Raw genomic sequence first — 17,832 nt, 5'->3', positions numbered from 1 at the left:
GCCGGCGCGGGCTCGATCAGTGTCGAGTTCGATATGTTCGTCTTGGTCAGCCATGCGCCATCAACCCGTGAAAACCGTTTTGGCTCCGTTCCATCTTTCGATTTTCCAGTGCGCGGCCTTATTCGCCGGCCGGAACCGTCGCCTGATCGAAGAAAAGCGCCTGGCTGATCGTCGTCTTGACGGTCTCGCGCTGGAACGGCTTGGTGATGAGAAACGTCGGCTCGGGGCGTTCGCCGGTGAGCAGCCGTTCCGGGAATGCCGTAATGAAGATCACCGGCACCGCAAATTCGTTCAGAATATCCTTGACCGCATCGATACCGGAACTGTCGTCGGCCAGCTGGATGTCGGCGAGCACCAGGCCCGGTCGATCTTCCATCGCAAGCGCCACGGCTTCGTCGCGCGTGACGGCGACGCCGGTGACATCATGGCCCATATCCCGGACGATCGTTTCGATATCCATCGCGATGAGCGGTTCGTCTTCGATGATCAGCACGCGCGTGCGCGTCTGGGTCTCGATTTCGGAAATCGCCTCGGAAACCAGTTCGGACACCTCCTCCGGCTCCTTCTGAATCAGATAAGCGGTGTCCTCGACCGTGAACCCCTCCATCGCCGTCAGCAACAGCGCCTGCCGGGAGATCGGCGCCAGTTTGGCAAGCCGCGCGCGCGCAATCGCTTCACCGCCCTCGGCGCTGCCGGCATCATGCTCGGCAACCTGCGTCGTCTGCCAGATCGCCTGAAATGTACGGTACAGGGCAAGGCGCGGCGAGATGTCGCGCGGAAATTCGTCGGGCGCTTCCACGATTGTTTCAAGCGCGGCGCGAACATAGCGGTCGCCTTCCACCTGACTGCCGGTCAATGCACGGGCATAGCGCCGCAGGAACGGAAGATGCGGCGCGATTTGCTGTCCAAGCGACATGGTTCGGTCATTCTCCTTCGCGTGAGCCGGCGACCATGCGGTCGCTGCCCCCCTGTTGCAATCGTCGATTTACATACCCGAAGAAGCCCCTCCCCGGATTTGCATCGCACTGTGGAACCAACGACGCGCTTTTTGGTTTCATGCAAATGGCGCGGGTTGTCCCTCCGGGTTTTTCGGGACGCTTGCACGACCAGGTCAATGTTCTTAATCCCGGGCCCTGCCGAAGGGCCCAAAGGGGGGAATTGGTGCACTCTGCTGATCAAGACAAGAATATGGGACAGCATCCGCCGTCGGAGAAAAACGGCGAAGGCAAGCATCGTGACGATCGCGATGTCGGCGATGCGCTGCGTAAGGCCTATGACGATACCGTTGGTGAGGCGATCCCGGATTCCATGCTCGATTTGCTGAAAAAGCTCTCCTGAGCTCAGGTTCATGGCCGAATCCGATCACGAGCCGGACAGTTCAGGGCCGGCCGCGGTGCTGGCGCGCATGCCCACCGGGGCCAAGGTTTTCCTGATTCTGTCCTGCGCGCTGTTGCCGCTCGCGCTAATCGCTCTGTTCACGACATTACGAACCACGCGGCTTGCCGACGTCGAGGCCGAAGCGCGGCTCAACGCCGCGTCGCGGGAAAGCACGGCGGTTCTCGAATCCTTCCTGAGTAACCATGTTCGCGTGTTGCGGCAGGCACTGATCGTGATCGAGCGCTCCCCAACAGACGCACCCGCCTGCACTCGGCTGCAAGGTAATTTCGCCGCGCTGGCGGCGAGCGGCGCGCAATTCGCGATCACCGATCAGAACGGCCGCATTCTATGCGGCACCCAGTTCAGTGTCGCCGGGGCGGAATTCCTCGAACCTGGCGAAGTCAGTGCCGCCATCGTCCCCGGAGAAGGACTGACGATGCGGATCGGAGGCGCAGCCGGCGGGACTGCATCGGCCTATTATCCGATACGCGCACTGGCAGCGCTTGCGCGTCCCAGCGGATTTGTGCCGCAATATGGCGCGGCGTTGACGAAACGGGACGGCCCCAGGCTCGAATTGCGCCGACTGGAGAGCGACACGCTGGAAGGTCGCGGAGTCGTCCGCAGCAATCTGGGCGTCGACGGATTGATCCTGGAAATGAAAATGCCCGGCGCGCCCATCACAGCGCCGTTGCTGATCGCGATGCTGTTGCCTTTGCTGATGTGGTTCGCAGCGGCGGGCATAGCCTGGTTCGTCGTCGATCGGCTGCTGATCCGGCCGTTGCGGCGGCTGCGTGCCGAAGTGGGGGCCTATCAACCGGGCGAAACGATGGAGGCTGGCAAGTTCGGCGCGATGCCGGCACAGGAAATCCGCGAGCTGGGCGAGACGTTTCGGGAAATCAGCCGTACCGTGCAAGTGCACGAAGCCGATCTTGCCGAAGGGCTGGTACGGCAGACACGGCTGACTCGCGAAGTGCATCACCGCGTGAAGAACAACCTGCAGGTCATCGCCAGCCTTATCAATTTCCACGCCCGCGGCGCCCGGGGCCCGGAAGCCGCAGAAGCCTATGCCTCGATTCAGCGGCGCGTCGATGCGCTCGCCGTCGTGCATCGCTATCACTATGCGGAGATGGAAGAGAATAGCGGGCTGGAACTGCGCTCGGTGATCGGAGAGCTGGCATCCAGCATCCGCGCCACCGCTCCAGCGTCGGCGTCGGGCGTGGGCATTACGCTCGAACTCGAACCCTATATGGTCAGCCAGGACGTCGCCGTGGCTGTCGCCTTTCTCCTGACGGAAATCGTCGAACTGGCCATGAATTGCTCGCCCGCAGCGCAGGTGCGGATCGTGCTCAGGCAGGGCGAAACCGAAGACCGCGCCACGCTCCGCGTGGTTTCCCCGGCGCTGGTCGAAAGCAGCGAGATGGAAGCGCTGCTTCAGGCCCGCTACGGTCGCGTCATCGGGGGGCTTGCGCGGCAGCTCCGCACCAAGCTGCATTACGATCCGCTGCTCGGCGCCTATGAAATGTCGATTGCCGTTGTCGGCCGTTCGTGACTGCAAACAAAAGAATCAAAAAATATTCCGGTCGAGGGAACCGCTGACGTAAAGGGGCGTTCTGCTATTCGGATAGTGACTTTATTGCCCCCCCGCTCTCGCTATCCAAGACATGGGCCCGGAAGCGTCAACCCCCTCCCCCCCCCGGTGACGCTTCCGGGCTTACTATTTGGGGCTCTCCTCACAAAAGCATTGGTTTCAGGCGACTTTCGGAACGAAAGCGCGGCTGCGGCATTGGCATTTTGACGCCGCCCCGGCGGCCGATCCATCCCTGGTCTGGAGTATTGAGCTATGCGTAAGATCTTCTTTGCAGCCACGATTGCGGGCATGTTCGCGATTTCCGCCTGCAACACGGTGGAAGGCGTCGGTCAGGACGTTTCCTCGGCAGGCGACGCGGTTTCGGGCGCGGCTGACGAAGCCAAATAAGCCATCCTCTCCCAAATATGACGAACGGGCGGGACGCGCGGCGTTCCGCCCCTTTTTTATGGCAGCTCCTCTTCGGTCGCGGCTTCCGCCTTTGCGCGGCGATGGTGGGTGATGCGGATCGCGACGATCGAGAGCATGTAGAGCCCGATCAGCGGCAGCGCGAGCAGCGACTGCGACCAGATATCGGGCGGCGTCAGCACCGCCGACACGCCGAACGCCGCGACGCAGAAATAGCGCCACGCACCCTTGATCTGCTCATAGGTGATCAGCCCCGAACGCTCGAGCAGCATCAGCAGCACCGGCAGCAGGAACGCCAGCCCGAAGGCGAACAGGAACTGCATCACGAAATCGAGATAATTGCCGACCGAGGGCAATGCCTCCTGCTGCACGCCGCCCAGATCGCCCTGGAAGCTGAGCAGGAAATGCAGCGCCACCGGGATGGTGATGTAATAGGCCATCGCCGCCCCGCCCAGGAACAGGATCGGCGTCGCCAGCAGGAAAGGCAGCAGCGCCCGCTTTTCCTTGCGATAGAGGCCCGGCGCGACGAATTGCCACAGCTGGTTGGCGATCACCGGGAAAGACAGCATCATCGCCGCGAAGAACGCAACTTTCACCTGCACGAAAAAGGCTTCGAAAATCTGCGTGAAGATGATCTTCCCCTGCCCCGCCGCGACCAGCGGCTGGACCAGGAAGGCGAAGATCACTTCGGCGAAATAATAGGCGCCGACAAACGTCACCGCCACGGCGAGCGCGCAATAGAGCAGTCGCCGCCGCAGCTCGATCAGGTGATCGAGAAGCGGTGCCTGGCTGTCGTCGATTTCGTCAGTGTCGCTCACGAACCGGGCTTGTCCGAATTGGCGGGCGGAGCGGTCTCGCTCGCCTCCGGTTGCGGGGGCTCATGGACAACGGGACGCTCGGTCATCACCGGCGGCGCATCCTCATCGGCGACATGCTGCGAAGCCGGCGGCGGCGCCGGTTCCGCGGCGGGCTGCGGCGCTGCGGGCGGCGCGACTTCGCCGTCGGGGCCGGGCAGCGAACCCTGCATCGGATGCTCGCGCATGATCCGGGCATTTTCCTCGGCCCATTTCTTTTCCATTTCGGCCAGCTCGGCCTCGCGCACCATCGCATCGAAGCCCGAGCGGAACTGCCGCGCGACGCCGCGTGCCTTGCCGACCCACTGGCCGGCGAAACGCATCGCCTTGGGCAGGTCCTTCGGGCCGATCACGATCAGCGCGATGAAGCCGACCATCAGCAACTCGCTCCAGCCGATATCGGAAAACATTCGCTAGTGCCTGTCCCTGAACTTCGAATGCCGCCCGTCCCGACCGCAGTCGGGGGACGTGCCGCGAAAGATGCGCCGCTGTGCCTCGCCTTCGCGCGACACGCACGGAGCGGAGGCGTGCCCCCGGCCCCGCGCCACGCGAGTGCTCAGCGCTGTTCCTCGCGGCTGCGCTCGGTTTCGGTTTCGACGCCGGGTTCGGACGCGCGACGGCCCTCGATGCGGCTCGGCGGCGCGGGCGTGGCATTATCGTCTTCCGACATGCCCTTCTTGAAGCTTTTGATACCCTTGGCGACGTCGCCCATCATGCTCGAAAAACGGCCGCCACCCAGCAGCACCACTGCGATCAGGGCGACGATGATAATCTGCCAGATGCTCGGACTCATACATAATCTCCTCGACTCCGACCTATTTAATGGCCGTCCATGCAATCGGCAACGCCGATCACCGGGCCGATTGCCGGGAAGCCGCTAATCCTGCTTTGTTACGGTTTGGCCATCGCCGTCGCCGTCCTCGTCGAAATCGGAGTCGTCGGCGTCGCTTTCCGCATCCTCGTCCTCGTCGGCCAGCTCCATTTCCGCCTGCTCCATCGCGACATCAACCGGATCGAGCAGCCCGGCGGCGCGCAAATCATCGATGCCGGGCAGGTCGCGGCGGCTGGCGAGCCCGAAATGGCTGAGAAATTCGGGCGTGGTGGCATAAAGCAGCGGGCGGCCGGGAACTTCGCGGCGGCCGGCGGGGCGGATCCAGCCTGCCTCCATCAGCACGTCGAGCGTGCCCTTCGAAATCTGCACGCCGCGGATCGCCTCGATCTCCGCGCGCGTCACCGGTTCGTGATAGGCGATGATCGCCAGCGTCTCGATCCCCGCGCGGCTCAGCTTGCGGCTTTCCTCGCGGTCGCGGCGCAGCAGATGGGCGAGATCGGCGCTGGTCTGGAAATGCCAGCGCTCGCCGCGCCGGACGATTTCGATGCCGCGCTCCGAATAGAATGCGCTCAGCCGGTCGAGCGCGCCGCGCACGTCCGCCTCCTGCCCGACATGCGCCTTGATCTCATGGATCGTCAGCGGCTCGACCGCCGCGAACAGCACCGCCTCTACCGCGCGTTCGATGATGTCGGGATCGTCGCTCATGCGCCTGCCCGCAGATAGAGCGGCGCGAAGGGCGATTTCTGCTGCATTTCCAGCCGCCCCTGCCGCGCGAGCTCAAGCGCGGCGACGAAGCTCGATGCCAGCGCCGACTTGCGATAGGCGCCGGTCGCTTCCTTCGGCAGAAAACTCTCGATGGTCGACCAGTCGACGGCCTTGCCGATCATCGCCGAAACGCGCTCGATCGCTTCGTCGAGCGTCATTACGGGCCGCGTGGCAACAACATGCATCACCGGCCGCGTGCGCGCGCTCACTCGGCCATATGCGGCGATCAGATCGTAGATTTCGGCTTCGTAGCGCGCCTGCCGCACCGTCCGCAGCCCCTCCGGCGCGCCGCGACGGAAGACGTCGCGATTGAGGCAGTCGCGCGCGAGTAGCCGGGCACCGGCCTCCCGCATCGCATTCAGCCGTTCGAGGCGAAGCTGGAGCCGCAGCGCCAGTTCCTCGGGGCTCGGCTCGACTTCGGGATCGCGCGGCAGCAGCAGCGCGGATTTGAGGTATGCGAGCCAGGCGGCCATGACGAGATAATCGGCGGCAAGTTCGAGCCGCAACTCGCTCGCCTCGTTGACGAATTCCAGATATTGCTCGACGAGCTGAAGGATCGAAATCGCCGTCAAGTCGACCTTCTGGTTGCGCGCGAGCGCGAGCAGCACGTCGAGCGGCCCTTCCCACCCGTCGATATCGAGATTGAGTCGTTCGGGAGCGTCTTCGACCGGAGCGTCCATCGCGGGAGTTAAGCAGGATGCGGGGGTCATCTCAATGGCCCTTCGACGCGGCGGGCAAAAACCGCAGATTTACGTGCAAAGTTCGCAGTGAGTCGTGACGTAACACGCGCACGCGCGTGCCCGCGACGCGCGCGCATGTACGCACGCGCGTACGCACGCGCGCGAGGGAGCGGGGTTGCCGGGGGCGGAGCGCGGGTTCGGGATGGGGTTGCATCGTGCGGGGAGGCTACGATGGGTGTGGGGTTGTAGGACAGGGGAAATTGAGCAGCGACAGCGAGGAACTAGTTTCCAAAGTCAACCAGCTTTAATACGAGGGGCACGCATATAGTAGACAACATCCAAACTAGTAGAACGAGCCTTGCGCGCCTGCGTCGACGCGGAACACCATAGTCAAACTCTATTGATGGGAAACTAATCGAGTATATATACCCGGCACCTATCGCCACGATAACCCCGATTCCCACGAAAAGAGTTGACACTACTAATCGCAGCTCATTATTGACTATTTCATTCATATTCATAGCTAAATGAATTGAAAACAACATGAAAAATATACCAAAAATGAAAGAAACAACAACTGATACCCAAATATTTCTAAAAAATGCGTAATCCACTTCCGACGCAGCGAACCTCTCCCGAAGGCGTGATGCTATATCATTTACAAAGGCCCGAGATCCGCTGATAGTAAAATATGTACCTCCGTAGCCATTACCTATATCTATCGACAACCTTGTCTCGTTATAACGACCAGTTTCTATTCTTATTCTATCCACTCCTGAAGATAAAAATCGAAGTTCCTGCCTAAGTACATCCAAATCGTTGGTTTGAATTGTAGATCCTGAGGAGAATTCAGCATAAAATTCACGATCTATTGATTCAATCTGATATTTTACTTTGAAATAAGTATCAAAATCTATAGTATTATTTTCGTTTTCAGATAAAAATTCGTAATATTTTTCTTCGGTAATGCCATTATTTTGGAAAATTCTATTTCGGGCTTCTCGGCAAACCTCTTCGGCAATATCGGATAAATCAACTAAAATCTGATCATCAAAAAGCATTGCTCTCGATATTACTTGCTTGTGATTGTATTTCAAATCGCCTCTCCCCATTTTCGATAACAACATGACATGCCAAATGACGCCAACCACCTTCTACTGACGCAATCAATCGCAGATAGTTCGTTAGTCACCACTGAATGACCATTGTAGATCAGTTAATCGATGATCACGAAACCATCCAGTTCGTGCATTGATTTTGCCCCTACGGCAGCAACCTACCCCCGATACCTTAGCGCCTCCACCAACAACGCAAATGCCGGCGCGTGCTGGCGGCGGCTGGGGTAATAGAGGTGGTAGCCCGGAAAGGGCGGGGTCCAGTCTTCGAGCAGGCGGACGAGGCGGCCCGATGCGATCGCTTCGCGCGCATAATCGTCGGGCAGGAAGGCAATCCCCGCGCCGTCCGCCGCGGCCTGGATCGCGAGCGCGACTTCGTTGACGATCAGCTGGCCCTGGACATGGACGTTGAGTTCGCGCCCGTCCTTTTCGAATTCCCACACATAGAGCCCGCCATAGGTGGGAAAGCGCAGATTGATGCAGTTATGCGCGGCGAGATCGTGCGGGCTTTCCGGCGTGCCGTGCGCGGCAAGGTAATCGGGCGCGGCGACCGCGGCCATCCGCATGTCCGGCCCGATCCGCACCGCGATCATGTCCTGCTCTAGCGTTTCGCCGAGCCGCACGCCGGCGTCGAACCGGTCGCTGACGATATCGACCAGCCCGGCATTGATGCTGAGTTCCACTTCGACATCGGGATAGGCGGGCAGGAATCTGGCAAGCGCGGGCCAGAGGATGCGCTCGGCGGCGTGGATGCCGGTGGTGATGCGGATCTTGCCCGCGGGCTTGTCGCGCAGCTCGGTGAGCGCGGCGAGTTCGCTTTCGATCTCGTCGATGCGCGGGCCGACGGCGTTGAGCAGGCGCTCGCCCGCTTCGGTGGGCGCCACGCTGCGCGTCGTGCGGGTGAGCAGGCGCAGGCCGAGCCGCTCCTCGAACCCGCGCACGGCATGGCTGAGCGCCGAAGTGGAGACGCCGAGCTGGGCGGCGGCCCGCGTGAAGCTGCGTTCGCGTGCGACTGCCAGAAATGCCTGAAGGTCGGACAAGGTTCCGCGTGGCATTGTTGAAACCTGCTCAATGACGTGTGAACATTATCGCATCTAATACAGAAAAGCCGCTTGGTCTATCTGGAGGATGCGACGGGTGCCGCCCCCCTCTCCCCGGCTCCCGTCGCGATCGATTCAGCGACATGGAAGGACAAACGGCAATGCTCACGATCGCCGCACTCGCCCTCGCCATCCCCGCTGCGCCCGCAGTGGCGCACGACCCCGAAGCAAGGAGCCAGGACATGGAAATCACCCGCAAGGAAGACATGCAGACCGTTGAAGGCCCGGCGGAATATTTCACCGGCCGCGCGACGATCACCGGCCAGTTCGCGCGCGAGGCCCCGTCCAACCTGACCGGCGCGATCGTCCATTTCGAGCCGGGCGCGCGCACCGCGTGGCACAAGCATCCGCGCGGCCAGACGCTGATCGTCACCGAAGGCGTCGGCTGGACGCAGCTGGAAGGCGGCGAGACGCACGAATTTTATGAAGGCGACATCCTGTGGTGCCCCGCCGACAAGAAGCACTGGCACGGCGCGACGCCGACGCAGGGCATGACGCATATCGCGCTTCAGGAAAAGAATGCCGAGGGCAGCAATGTCGAGTGGATGGAGCATGTCCCCGACGAAGTCTATCTCGCCGGGCCGAAGAAGGACTGAGCGCCATGCCGCACGTCATCGTCAAATTGTGGCCGGGCAAGACCGACGCGCAGAAGCGTGAGCTGGCCGAGGCGATCACGTCCGATGTGACGCGGATCCTCGGCTATGGCGAGGTTTCGGTCTCGGTCGGGTTCGAGGAAGTCGCACCGCAGGACTGGAACGACAAGGTCGTCGATCCCGACATCCTGGGCAAATGGCACAAGCTGGGCAAACAGCCCGGCTATGTCTCGCCGGACGACGCGCAACGATGACCCGCGGTTCGCCCGCCGCTGCGCGGGCCTTGGCACAGGGCGCGGGCAAGACCGCGACGCTGATCGTCGCCTGCGCGGCGACGGCGCTGGTGCTGGTGATCTTCACCGTGCCGGTGACGACCGTGACCGGAACGGCGGCGCAGCTCGGCGCCGGGCCGGGCGCGCAGGCATGGATATTGAGCGCGATGAGCGTCGGTGCCGCCGCCGGATTGCTGGCGAGCGGCGCGATCGGCGACGATTATGGCCGCCGCCGCACCTTCGTGTGGGGGATGGCGGTGATGGCGATTGCCTCGGTGGTCGGCGCACTGGCGGGCGATCCGATGCTGCTGATCCTGGCGCGTGTGGCGCAGGGTTTGGGGGGCGCGGCGGTGCTCGCCTGCGGGCTCGGGCTGATCGGCAGCGCCTTTCCCGGTGACGAATTGCCGCATGCGAGCGGCATCTGGGCCGCATCGCTTGGCGCCGGCGTGGCGGCGGGTCCGATCCTCACCTCGGGACTGGACGCGCTGGGCGGCTGGACCGCGCCCTATTGGGCGTCTGCCGTGGCATCGGCGGCGCTCGGCGTGGCGGGGCGCATGTATCTGGCCGAAAGCCGCGCGGCCAATCCGCGCCGGATCGATCTTGCCGGAACCTTGCTGCTTTCCGCCGGACTGGCGTGTCTGCTCGCCGGAATGACGCAGAGCCGCACCGGGCTTTCCCAGCCTCTGGTGTGGCTGCTGATCGGCGGGGGCGTGGCGCTGCTCGCCGGGTTCGTCGCGGTGGAGGCGCGGATCGCTGGCCCGATGCTCGACTTGAGACTGTTTCGCAGCCCCGATTTCGTCGGCGCGACCGTTGCCGCGCTGGCATCGGGCGCGGGCGTGCTGGCGCTGATGTCGCTGATCCCCACCGTGCTCGAGCGGGGCTATGGAGTCTCGCCGCTCGCCGCCGCGGTGATGCTGCTCGCCTGGTCGGGAACGACCGCGATCGCGGCGATCGGCGTGCGCTGGCTGCCGCTGAGCCCGCGCGTGCTGCTGATCGGCGGGCTGACCGGATGCGCGATCGGCCAGCTCGCCACCTATGGACTGACGCGGGACGGCTCGGCGCTGATCCTGCTGCCCGGCATGTTTCTGTGCGGGATCGCCAACGGCGTGCTCAACGCCGCGCTGGGGCGGCAGGCGGTCGCCAGCGTCCCCGCCGACCGCAGCGCAATGGGCAGCGGCGCGAACAATACCGCGCGCTATCTGGGATCGGGAACCGGCCTCACCATCGCGGCGCTGCTGATCACCCATGCCGGCAGCGCGGGCGGGGTCGAGGGGCTGCTGGCCGGCTGGCGCCATGCGGTGCTGGTCAGCGCGGTCTTTTCGGCAGTCGGCGCGCTGGTTGTCTTCCTCGCGCGCGACCGCACGCCTCGCCGCGCATAAAGGCGCCGCAAGCCGATCTCGACACAGGCGAGGAACCGGAAGCGCCGCCTGTTCGTATCCTTTCCAGAAACTCCCCTTTCCCCAAACAGATAAGGGCTCTGGATCATGGCCGACGAAAACAGCGTTCCCCCCACCACCACCGACGCCGGTATCCGCGTACAGAGCGAGGAACATTCGCTGACCGTTGGCCGCGACGGGCCGATCCTGCTTCACGATCACTATCTGCTCGAGCAGATGGCGAACTTCAATCGCGAGCGGATTCCTGAACGCCAGCCGCACGCCAAGGGGAGCGGTGCTTTCGGCCATTTCGAAGTCACCAACGACGTGTCGAAGTATACCAAGGCCAAGGTCTTCCAGCCCGGCGCGCGGACGGACATGATCGCGCGCTTCTCCACCGTGGCAGGCGAAAAGGGCAGCCCCGACACCTGGCGCGACCCGCGCGGCTTCGCGCTCAAATTCTATACCGAGGACGGCAATTTCGACATGGTCGGAAACAACACGCCGGTCTTCTTCATTCGCGATCCGCTGAAATTCCAGCACTTCATCCGCAGCCAGAAACGGCGGCAGGACAATGGCCTGCGCGACCATGACATGCAGTGGGATTTCTGGACGCTATCCCCCGAAAGCGCGCATCAGGTGACGTGGCTGATGGGCGATCGCGGCATTCCCAAAAGCTGGCGACACATGAACGGCTATTCGAGCCACACCTATATGCTCACCAATGCGTCGGGCGACAAATTCTGGGTGAAATTTCACTTCAAGACCGATCAGGGCATCGATTGCTTTACGCAGGAAGAGGCCGACAGGATGGCAGGCGCGGACAGCGACTATCACCGCCGCGACCTGTTCAACGCGATCCAGAAGGGCGATCACCCCAGCTGGACGCTCTACTGGCAGATCATGCCCTATGAGGATGCCAAGACGTACCGGATCAATCCGTTCGACCTGACCAAGGTGTGGCCGCACGAGGATTATCCGCTGATCGAAGTCGGCAGGATGACGCTCGACCGCAATCCCACCGATTTCCACACCGAAATCGAACAAGCCGCGTTCGAGCCCAACAACATGGTGCCGGGCATCGGCCTGTCCCCCGACAAGATGCTGCTGGCGCGCGGCTTTGCCTATGCCGACGCGCACCGCGCGCGGATGGGCGTGAATTACAAGCAGATTCCGGTGAACAAGCCGCAATGCCCCGTCCACAGCTATTCGAAGGACGGCGCGATGCGCACCGAGAACAGTACCGACCCGGTCTATGCGCCCAACAGCTATGGCGGCCCGGCGGCGCAGCCCTATCCGGGCGAAGCGGGGCTGTGGCACGCGGACGGCGAAATGGTACGCGAAGCCTATACGCTGCGCGCCGATGATGACGACTGGAGCCAGCCGGGCAAGCTGATCCGCAACGTGATGGACGATGCCGCGCGCGATCGGCTGGTGACCAACATCGTCGGGCATCTGAGCGCGGGCGTCAGCGAGAAGGTGCTCCGCCGCGCCTTCGAATATTGGCGCAATATCGATGACCAGACCGGCCGCCGCGTCGAAGCCGGCGTGCGCGAGAAGCTGGGCGGGGAATCGGATCAGCCCGGCCTCGCCTCCGCACAATCGGTGCGCGAGGCCGAGCCCGCCGAATAAGCCACGACGGCGCCGGGGCGGTCAGGCCGCCCTGGCGCCCGTCGCCGCATTGGCATGATCGCCATATTTGCGATCGATATGCTTGATGTGCGCGGAGAGCCACAGCATCAGGAACTGGAAGAATTCCCTGCTCGGCTTGCCGCCGGCAGCCTCGGCTGCCTTGGCGTGGCGACCGAAATCGGTGAGCAGCTTGGCATGCATTGATTTATGCGCCTCGCGGCCGGGAAAGCCGACCTGATCCATGAAGCGCTCTTCATCGACGAAATGCCGCGTGGTGACATCGGCGAGCTTCCCGATCTTCGCCATCATCGCCGGGCCGGAAACGCCCGCGGCATCGGCATCGAAAACATCATTCATCGCATCGAGGATCTGGCGATGTTCATGGTTCATCGCCTCGACGCCGATATCGAGTTCGGGCGTCCAGTTCATCAGCGGCATGCAACTACTCCAACGCGGGCGGTGACACCCCGTCAGCGGCCCACCCCCATTATAGCCGCTGGGGTCGGCGCCGGCGCGCCGGAAGGCCATGAAATCGGATCAGGAATTCTCCCAATTGATTCGAATAATCGTGCATTTTCCGTCTGTTACGATCAACCGGGTCGCACCCAGGGGGCGATCCCGGCGGGCGGGACGAACAGCGATTCCGACTGCGCGCCGCGTTCGAACGAAAGCGCCCGGATATCGAATTGATAATCGAGCATCTCTTCCTGGCCCTCCAGATCATGGACACCGCGAACGAGCCAGTGCAGCGGAATCCCGTCGCCGGTGGCGCAATATTCGCCGTCGAGCCGATATCCGGCGGAACGATCACGATTCTGGATATGCGTGCACATCGCCTGCGCTCCTGCCATCGGGACGCGGCGCTGCTCGCGCATGACGACATCGAGTTGATCGATGACGTCGGCCGGCAGCAGCCAGGGTGCGCGCCAGTCGGGTTCGATCGTGCCCCATCCGGCTTTGGTATCGAAGAAATAGACTTCGGCATCGCGCGGGAGATAGAGCCATCCCTCGCCGTCCTCGTCCGGCACGTAGCGCAGGCGATGATCCGAACCGTACAAGGTGCCGGTCGCTCCGGCGCTGTTCGTCACACGCGCGCGCCAATCGCCATTGCCCCAGGCCAACGCCCATTGCGCCGATTCGGGTGACAATTCGCTCTGGGCGAGTTCGTGGAGAAACGCATAATTGGTCGTTTCCACCGGCGAAAGCCGCGACAATGCGATATCGCCGACAGGGGCATACCAGTTGCGCCCCGTAAACACCGGATCCTCGGTAACCTGCCCGTGGCGGACGAGAATCTCGTCACGGGCAAGCGCAAGCTGTTCGGGAGTGAAACCGCGCACTTCATGCAGCATGAGTTCGCGGCTGTTCGAATGCGGCAATATCTGCGCATCGGGGCACGCCCGCGCATCGAAACGGTCGCGGCAGGGATCCCCGCCCGCCGAAACAGTCGCCACCGCAATGCCGGAAGCCGTCAGCATCGCCAGTCCAAGCGCGGCACCTACCAGACGATAGCGCATGCGGTGTCTCCCTCTGCTTCGGGAGATCGTAACGCATCCGTAGCTATCTCGGCAAATCGTCGATCAGCACGGCTCCGTACCGGCGGTCATGCAAGCGCGAGCAGGCTGTCGCGCTTGGCGATGAGATCGTCGAACGCACCCGGCTCCGGCTTGTCGGCAAGGGTCGCCATTGCCCGTTCGAGCCGCTCGCGCGTCTTCGATGAAACATCGCCCAGCTTTTCGGCGATCTCCACCATCTCGTCCATCCGCGCCCAGCAATCGAGCGCGACGTCGCAACCGGCCGCGACTGCCGCCGCAGCCTTTTCGCCTGCAGTGCCGGACAGCGCCTTCATATCGATATCGTCGCTCATCAACAGGCCGTCAAAGCCGATGCGCTGACGGATGATCTCGCCGATCACGCGGGGCGAGAGCGTGCCGGGGCATTCGCCATCCCAGGCGGTATAGACGATATGCGCCGTCATCCCCATCGGCGCATCGCTGAGCGTCGCGAAGGGTTCGATATCGAGCGCGAGTTCCTCCTCGCTCGCCTTGACCACCGGCAGTTCGTGATGGCTGTCGACGACGCCGCGACCATGCCCCGGCATATGCTTGACGATGCCGACCACGCCGCCGCGCCGCAGCCCCTCGATCGTCGCGCGGCCCAGCGCGGCGACGCGCATCGGCTCGGCGCCGAACGAACGGTCTCCGATCACGGTACTGGTCTCGGGCCGAACAATGTCGAGCAGCGGCAGCGCATCGACATTGACGCCGACTTCGGCGAGCATCAGCGCGAGCGCATGGGCATTGGCGCGCGCCGCCTCGATCGCGGAAACCGGGGCGATGTCATACAGCTTGTCAAAGACGGCGGGCGCCGGGAAAGCGGGCCATTCGGGCGGCTGCATCCGCGCCACCCTGCCCCCTTCCTGATCGATCAGGATCGGCAGATTGTCGCGGCCGGAAAGATCGCGCAAGCTGTCGGTCAGCGCGCGCATCTGTGCCCGATCGCCGCAATTGCGCCTGAACAGGATATAGCCGAGCGGATCGGCGTCGCGGAAGAAATCGCGCTCGTCGGCGGTCAGGCTGTGGCCGGAAAGGCCGAAGATTACGGGTTTCATGGGTTGGGCTTCACCGGGACAGGAACATCCGTTTGCCCTGAGCTTGTCGAAGGGCCGTCCTTCTTTTGCAAGCGAAGAACGCAGGACGGGGCTTCGACAGGCTCAGCCCGAACGGGTTGGAAGACCACGCATCATCCGATAAGAGGCCGCGCCCTCAGTTCGCGACGTAGCAGCTTTCGCCCGCCACCTTCAGCCGTTCGCACAATTCGCGAGCACGGTCGAAGCTGCCGGCATTGACGCGCAGGCGATAGATGGTGCGACCGTTGCGCTGCGCCTGCTCGATCGAATGGCCAAGCGGGGCGAGCCAGTCATACTTGCCCGACAGCATCTCCCAGGCGCCGTTGGCCCCCTGAGTATCGGGATAGGCGCCGAGCTGGATCAGCCCGCCACCGCCACCGTCTGCGGCGATATCGGGCTCGGGAACCGGATTGCGCGCCTCCAGCTGGCCGCCGCTCTGCGGCACGTCCAGCCGCGCGGTCGCGGATCCGCCGGCCGCGGGAGCGGGCGTCGATCCGGCAGCCGGCGTCGCAACCGGCTCTTCGGGTTTCACATCCATTGCCACCGAGCTGTTGGGCGTTTCGCCTTCGCTCGCGGCATAGGCAACGTCGCCCACGCCTTCGGGGTCCATCCCGCCGGGCTCGTCGGGCTTGACCTTATAGTCGCCAGACTGCGCGCGGATCAGTTCGCCGTTGCCGGTGAAGCCCTGATGGCGCTGATACCAGAACCAGCCGAACGCGCCCGCGCCGGCCACCGCCAGCAGCAACAGGATAAGGAGCAGGATCCGGCCCCAGGACGACCCTTCGGAATAGTCGTCGTCCACCGATTCCAGCCAGGGAAGGCGATCATCGTCGCCATAGCCCGGCTCGCCTGCACCCGTACCCATCACACCATCTCCTGAACGGCCTCCACTCCCATGAGGGCCAAACCGTTACGAATAATCTGCCCGATCGCGCGCGCCAAGAATAGCCGGGCACATGTTAACCCTGGCTGATCGGGCAGCAGGAAGCGGCGTTCGGGGTTGTCGTTCCCCATGTTCCAGAGCGCGTGAAACTCACCTGCAAGATCATAGAGATAAAAGGCAATTCGGTGCGGCTCGCGCGCCGCGGCGGCACCCTCCACCACGCGCGGAAACTGCGCCGCGCGCTTCACCAGCGCCAGTTCTTCTGTGTCAAGCAGGGACAGGTCGGCAGTATCGCACGAAATCCCCGCCTCTTCCGCCTTGCGGTGCAACGAAGCGACACGGGCATGGGCGTAGTTGACGTAAAATACCGGATTGTCCTTCGACGCTTCGACGACTTTGGCGAAGTCGAAATCCATTTGCGCATCGGCCTTGCGCGTCAGCATGGTGAAGCGAACGACATCCTTGCCTACCTCGCGGACGACATCGGCCAAAGTCACGAAATTGCCCGCGCGCTTCGACATCTTCACCGGCTCGCCGCCACGCAGCAGCCGCACCATCTGAACCAGCTTGACGTCGAACCGCGTCCGCCCCTCTGTCAGCGCCTGCACCGCCGCCACGATTCGCTTCACCGTACCGGCATGATCGGCGCCCCAGATGTCGATCAGTTCGTCGGCCGACTGCGCCTTCTGATAGTGATAGGCGAGGTCGGCGCCGAAATAGGTCCAGCTGCCGTCCGACTTCTTGATCGGACGGTCCTGATCGTCGCCGAACCGCGTCGCGCGGAACAGCGGCAGCTCGACCGGCTCCCAGTCGTCGGGCGTCTCCCCCTTGGGCGCTTCGAGCACGCCGTCATAGACGAGGTCGCGCTCGCGCAGCCATTTCTCGGCGGCTTCGGGCTTGCCCGCCGCCTGAAGCTCCGCCTCGGACGAGAAAAGGTCGTGGTGGATGCCGAGCAGCGCCAGATCGCGCTTGATCATCACCAGCATGTCGGCGACCGCTTCCTTGCGGAACAGCGCGAGCCATTCGCTTTCGGGCCGGTCGACATAGGCGTCGCGATATTCGTGCGCCAGCCGCTGGCCGGTCGCCTTCAGATAGTCGCCCGGATAGAGGCCCTCGGGGATCTCGCCGATATGCTGGCCCAGCGCCTCGCGGTAGCGCAGATGCGCCGAGCGGGCGAGGACGTCGACCTGACCGCCGGCATCGTTGACATAATATTCGCGGGTGACCGCATAGCCGACCGCTTCGAGCAGGCTGGCGAGCGCATCGCCGACCACCGCGCCGCGACAATGGCCCATGTGCATCGGGCCGGTCGGGTTCGCCGATACATATTCGATATTGACCCGGCGCCCCTGCCCCAGCTGCGACCGGCCATAGCCTTCGCCAAGGTCGAGAATCGTCGAAAGCTCGCCGCGCCAGGTCGCGTCGGTCAGCGTCATGTTGATGAAGCCCGGGCCCGCGATCGAAACCGATGCGACCCCTTCGCGCTTTTCCAGCTCGGCCGCGATCTTCTCCGCCAAGTCGCGCGGCTTCATGCCGGCACCCTTGGAAAGCACCATCGCGGCGTTGGTTGCGAGATCGCCGTGACTGGGGTCGCGCGGCGGCTCGACGGTGACGGCGCGTCGCTCGATTCCCAGCGGCAGGACATCGGCGGCGGTCAGCGTATCGAGCACATCGTCGAGATGCGCGGCAAAGCGGGCATAGAGTGTCATGGCGCGGGCCATTAGACCAGCC

20 protein-coding genes are annotated in these 17,832 nt (G+C 63.3%); 7 read left to right on the top strand and 13 right to left on the bottom strand.

What is annotated here, in order from left to right:
* Window positions 1-118: 118 nt before the first annotated feature.
* A complete protein-coding gene (locus tag G5C33_RS08590) occupies window positions 119-916 on the bottom strand; it encodes a response regulator (RefSeq protein WP_165326832.1) in 798 nt (265 codons plus the stop codon).
* Window positions 917-1,161: 245 nt separating this feature from the next.
* On the opposite strand from G5C33_RS08590, the gene G5C33_RS08585 reads away from it, so the two are divergent.
* The 3 genes from G5C33_RS08585 to G5C33_RS08575 all read left to right on the top strand — a co-directional run bounded on the left by G5C33_RS08585 (window position 1,162) and on the right by G5C33_RS08575 (window position 3,352).
* The gene (locus G5C33_RS08585; RefSeq protein WP_228275250.1) at window positions 1,162-1,338 is read left to right on the top strand and encodes a NepR family anti-sigma factor; all 177 of its coding nucleotides are present in this window, start codon (window positions 1,162-1,164) and stop codon (window positions 1,336-1,338) included.
* A 10-nt stretch (window positions 1,339-1,348) separates the two neighbouring features.
* Window positions 1,349-2,926 (top strand): sensor histidine kinase, encoded by a 1,578-nt coding sequence (locus G5C33_RS08580; RefSeq protein ID WP_228275249.1) that lies wholly within the window; start codon window positions 1,349-1,351, stop codon window positions 2,924-2,926.
* Between the two features lie 291 nt (window positions 2,927-3,217).
* Window positions 3,218-3,352 carry an entericidin A/B family lipoprotein gene (locus G5C33_RS08575; RefSeq protein ID WP_165326831.1) on the top strand — a complete coding sequence of 45 codons (135 nt, stop codon included), beginning with the start codon at window positions 3,218-3,220 and terminating at the stop codon, window positions 3,350-3,352.
* Window positions 3,353-3,408: 56 nt separating this feature from the next.
* Here the strand turns inward: G5C33_RS08575 and tatC are convergent, their stop codons facing one another.
* The 7 genes from tatC to G5C33_RS08540 all read right to left on the bottom strand — a co-directional run bounded on the left by tatC (window position 3,409) and on the right by G5C33_RS08540 (window position 8,671).
* The gene (gene tatC, locus G5C33_RS08570) at window positions 3,409-4,188 is read right to left on the bottom strand and encodes a twin-arginine translocase subunit TatC (RefSeq protein WP_165326830.1); all 780 of its coding nucleotides are present in this window, start codon (window positions 4,186-4,188) and stop codon (window positions 3,409-3,411) included.
* The gene (gene tatB / locus G5C33_RS08565) at window positions 4,185-4,634 is read right to left on the bottom strand and encodes a Sec-independent protein translocase protein TatB (RefSeq protein ID WP_165326829.1); all 450 of its coding nucleotides are present in this window, start codon (window positions 4,632-4,634) and stop codon (window positions 4,185-4,187) included. The genes tatC and tatB overlap by 4 nt, the downstream gene beginning before the upstream one ends.
* 146 nt (window positions 4,635-4,780) lie before the next feature.
* Entirely contained in the window at window positions 4,781-5,017 is a 237-nt protein-coding gene (locus G5C33_RS08560; RefSeq protein ID WP_165326828.1) for a twin-arginine translocase TatA/TatE family subunit, read from the bottom strand.
* Between the two features lie 84 nt (window positions 5,018-5,101).
* Complete coding sequence (gene scpB / locus G5C33_RS08555) at window positions 5,102-5,761, bottom strand: SMC-Scp complex subunit ScpB (RefSeq protein ID WP_165326827.1); 660 nt, start codon at window positions 5,759-5,761, stop codon at window positions 5,102-5,104.
* A complete protein-coding gene (locus G5C33_RS08550) occupies window positions 5,758-6,501 on the bottom strand; it encodes a segregation and condensation protein A (RefSeq protein ID WP_165326826.1) in 744 nt (247 codons plus the stop codon). The genes scpB and G5C33_RS08550 overlap by 4 nt, the downstream gene beginning before the upstream one ends.
* Before the next feature lie 281 nt (window positions 6,502-6,782).
* Window positions 6,783-7,652 carry an MFS transporter gene (locus G5C33_RS08545; protein WP_165326825.1) on the bottom strand — a complete coding sequence of 290 codons (870 nt, stop codon included), beginning with the start codon at window positions 7,650-7,652 and terminating at the stop codon, window positions 6,783-6,785.
* A 125-nt stretch (window positions 7,653-7,777) separates the two neighbouring features.
* On the bottom strand, window positions 7,778-8,671 hold the full coding sequence (locus G5C33_RS08540; RefSeq protein ID WP_165326824.1) for a LysR family transcriptional regulator: 894 nt from the start codon (window positions 8,669-8,671) through the stop codon (window positions 7,778-7,780).
* Between the two features lie 146 nt (window positions 8,672-8,817).
* Here G5C33_RS08540 and G5C33_RS08535 point away from each other — a divergent pair, with 146 nt between their 5' ends.
* From G5C33_RS08535 to G5C33_RS08520, 4 genes are all read left to right on the top strand, one after another.
* Window positions 8,818-9,312: a (R)-mandelonitrile lyase gene (locus G5C33_RS08535; RefSeq protein ID WP_228275248.1), complete on the top strand. Its 495-nt coding sequence runs from the start codon at window positions 8,818-8,820 to the stop codon at window positions 9,310-9,312.
* Between the two features lie 5 nt (window positions 9,313-9,317).
* Entirely contained in the window at window positions 9,318-9,563 is a 246-nt protein-coding gene (locus G5C33_RS08530; RefSeq protein ID WP_165326823.1) for a tautomerase family protein, read from the top strand.
* Window positions 9,560-10,960 (top strand): MFS transporter, encoded by a 1,401-nt coding sequence (locus G5C33_RS08525; RefSeq protein WP_165326822.1) that lies wholly within the window; start codon window positions 9,560-9,562, stop codon window positions 10,958-10,960. The genes G5C33_RS08530 and G5C33_RS08525 overlap by 4 nt, the downstream gene beginning before the upstream one ends.
* 105 nt (window positions 10,961-11,065) lie before the next feature.
* Window positions 11,066-12,589, top strand: coding sequence for a catalase (locus tag G5C33_RS08520; protein WP_165326821.1), 1,524 nt, complete (start codon window positions 11,066-11,068; stop codon window positions 12,587-12,589).
* A gap of 21 nt (window positions 12,590-12,610) precedes the next feature.
* On the opposite strand, the gene G5C33_RS08515 is transcribed toward G5C33_RS08520, so the two are convergent.
* The 5 genes from G5C33_RS08515 to argS all read right to left on the bottom strand — a co-directional run bounded on the left by G5C33_RS08515 (window position 12,611) and on the right by argS (window position 17,810).
* On the bottom strand, window positions 12,611-13,027 hold the full coding sequence (locus G5C33_RS08515) for a bacteriohemerythrin (protein ID WP_165326820.1): 417 nt from the start codon (window positions 13,025-13,027) through the stop codon (window positions 12,611-12,613).
* A 152-nt stretch (window positions 13,028-13,179) separates the two neighbouring features.
* Window positions 13,180-14,106: a hypothetical protein gene (locus tag G5C33_RS08510; protein ID WP_165326819.1), complete on the bottom strand. Its 927-nt coding sequence runs from the start codon at window positions 14,104-14,106 to the stop codon at window positions 13,180-13,182.
* Between the two features lie 86 nt (window positions 14,107-14,192).
* Window positions 14,193-15,200 carry a beta-N-acetylhexosaminidase gene (gene nagZ / locus G5C33_RS08505; protein WP_165326818.1) on the bottom strand — a complete coding sequence of 336 codons (1,008 nt, stop codon included), beginning with the start codon at window positions 15,198-15,200 and terminating at the stop codon, window positions 14,193-14,195.
* A 154-nt stretch (window positions 15,201-15,354) separates the two neighbouring features.
* Entirely contained in the window at window positions 15,355-16,083 is a 729-nt protein-coding gene (locus G5C33_RS08500; protein WP_165326817.1) for an SPOR domain-containing protein, read from the bottom strand.
* Entirely contained in the window at window positions 16,083-17,810 is a 1,728-nt protein-coding gene (argS, locus tag G5C33_RS08495) for an arginine--tRNA ligase (RefSeq protein ID WP_165326816.1), read from the bottom strand. Before argS ends, G5C33_RS08500 begins: the two co-directional genes overlap by 1 nt.
* Between the last annotated feature and the right edge of the window lie 22 nt (window positions 17,811-17,832).

The organism is Sphingosinithalassobacter tenebrarum (assembly GCF_011057975.1).
Classification (GTDB): domain Bacteria; phylum Pseudomonadota; class Alphaproteobacteria; order Sphingomonadales; family Sphingomonadaceae; genus Sphingomonas; species Sphingomonas tenebrarum.
Note: the sequence above shows the minus strand (reverse complement) of the source record. Positions and strands in the feature narration are given on the sequence as shown.

Excerpts from the sequence above, each read along its gene's own strand:
- G5C33_RS08560 (WP_165326828.1), bottom strand. The coding sequence starts at position 5,017 with ATGAGTCCGAGCATCTGGCAGATTATCATCGTCGCCCTGATCGCAGTG.
- G5C33_RS08540 (WP_165326824.1), bottom strand. The coding sequence starts at position 8,671 with ATGCCACGCGGAACCTTGTCCGACCTTCAGGCATTTCTGGCAGTCGCA.
- tatB (WP_165326829.1), bottom strand. The coding sequence starts at position 4,634 with ATGTTTTCCGATATCGGCTGGAGCGAGTTGCTGATGGTCGGCTTCATC.
- G5C33_RS08520 (WP_165326821.1), top strand. The coding sequence starts at position 11,066 with ATGGCCGACGAAAACAGCGTTCCCCCCACCACCACCGACGCCGGTATC.
- G5C33_RS08525 (WP_165326822.1), top strand. The coding sequence starts at position 9,560 with ATGACCCGCGGTTCGCCCGCCGCTGCGCGGGCCTTGGCACAGGGCGCG.
- G5C33_RS08515 (WP_165326820.1), bottom strand. The coding sequence starts at position 13,027 with ATGCCGCTGATGAACTGGACGCCCGAACTCGATATCGGCGTCGAGGCG.
- scpB (WP_165326827.1), bottom strand. The coding sequence starts at position 5,761 with ATGAGCGACGATCCCGACATCATCGAACGCGCGGTAGAGGCGGTGCTG.
- G5C33_RS08500 (WP_165326817.1), bottom strand. The coding sequence starts at position 16,083 with ATGGGTACGGGTGCAGGCGAGCCGGGCTATGGCGACGATGATCGCCTT.
- nagZ (WP_165326818.1), bottom strand. The coding sequence starts at position 15,200 with ATGAAACCCGTAATCTTCGGCCTTTCCGGCCACAGCCTGACCGCCGAC.
- G5C33_RS08535 (WP_228275248.1), top strand. The coding sequence starts at position 8,818 with ATGCTCACGATCGCCGCACTCGCCCTCGCCATCCCCGCTGCGCCCGCA.
- G5C33_RS08510 (WP_165326819.1), bottom strand. The coding sequence starts at position 14,106 with ATGCGCTATCGTCTGGTAGGTGCCGCGCTTGGACTGGCGATGCTGACG.
- G5C33_RS08590 (WP_165326832.1), bottom strand. The coding sequence starts at position 916 with ATGTCGCTTGGACAGCAAATCGCGCCGCATCTTCCGTTCCTGCGGCGC.
- G5C33_RS08550 (WP_165326826.1), bottom strand. The coding sequence starts at position 6,501 with ATGGACGCTCCGGTCGAAGACGCTCCCGAACGACTCAATCTCGATATC.
- G5C33_RS08530 (WP_165326823.1), top strand. The coding sequence starts at position 9,318 with ATGCCGCACGTCATCGTCAAATTGTGGCCGGGCAAGACCGACGCGCAG.
- G5C33_RS08580 (WP_228275249.1), top strand. The coding sequence starts at position 1,349 with ATGGCCGAATCCGATCACGAGCCGGACAGTTCAGGGCCGGCCGCGGTG.
- G5C33_RS08575 (WP_165326831.1), top strand. The coding sequence starts at position 3,218 with ATGCGTAAGATCTTCTTTGCAGCCACGATTGCGGGCATGTTCGCGATT.
- argS (WP_165326816.1), bottom strand. The coding sequence starts at position 17,810 with ATGACACTCTATGCCCGCTTTGCCGCGCATCTCGACGATGTGCTCGAT.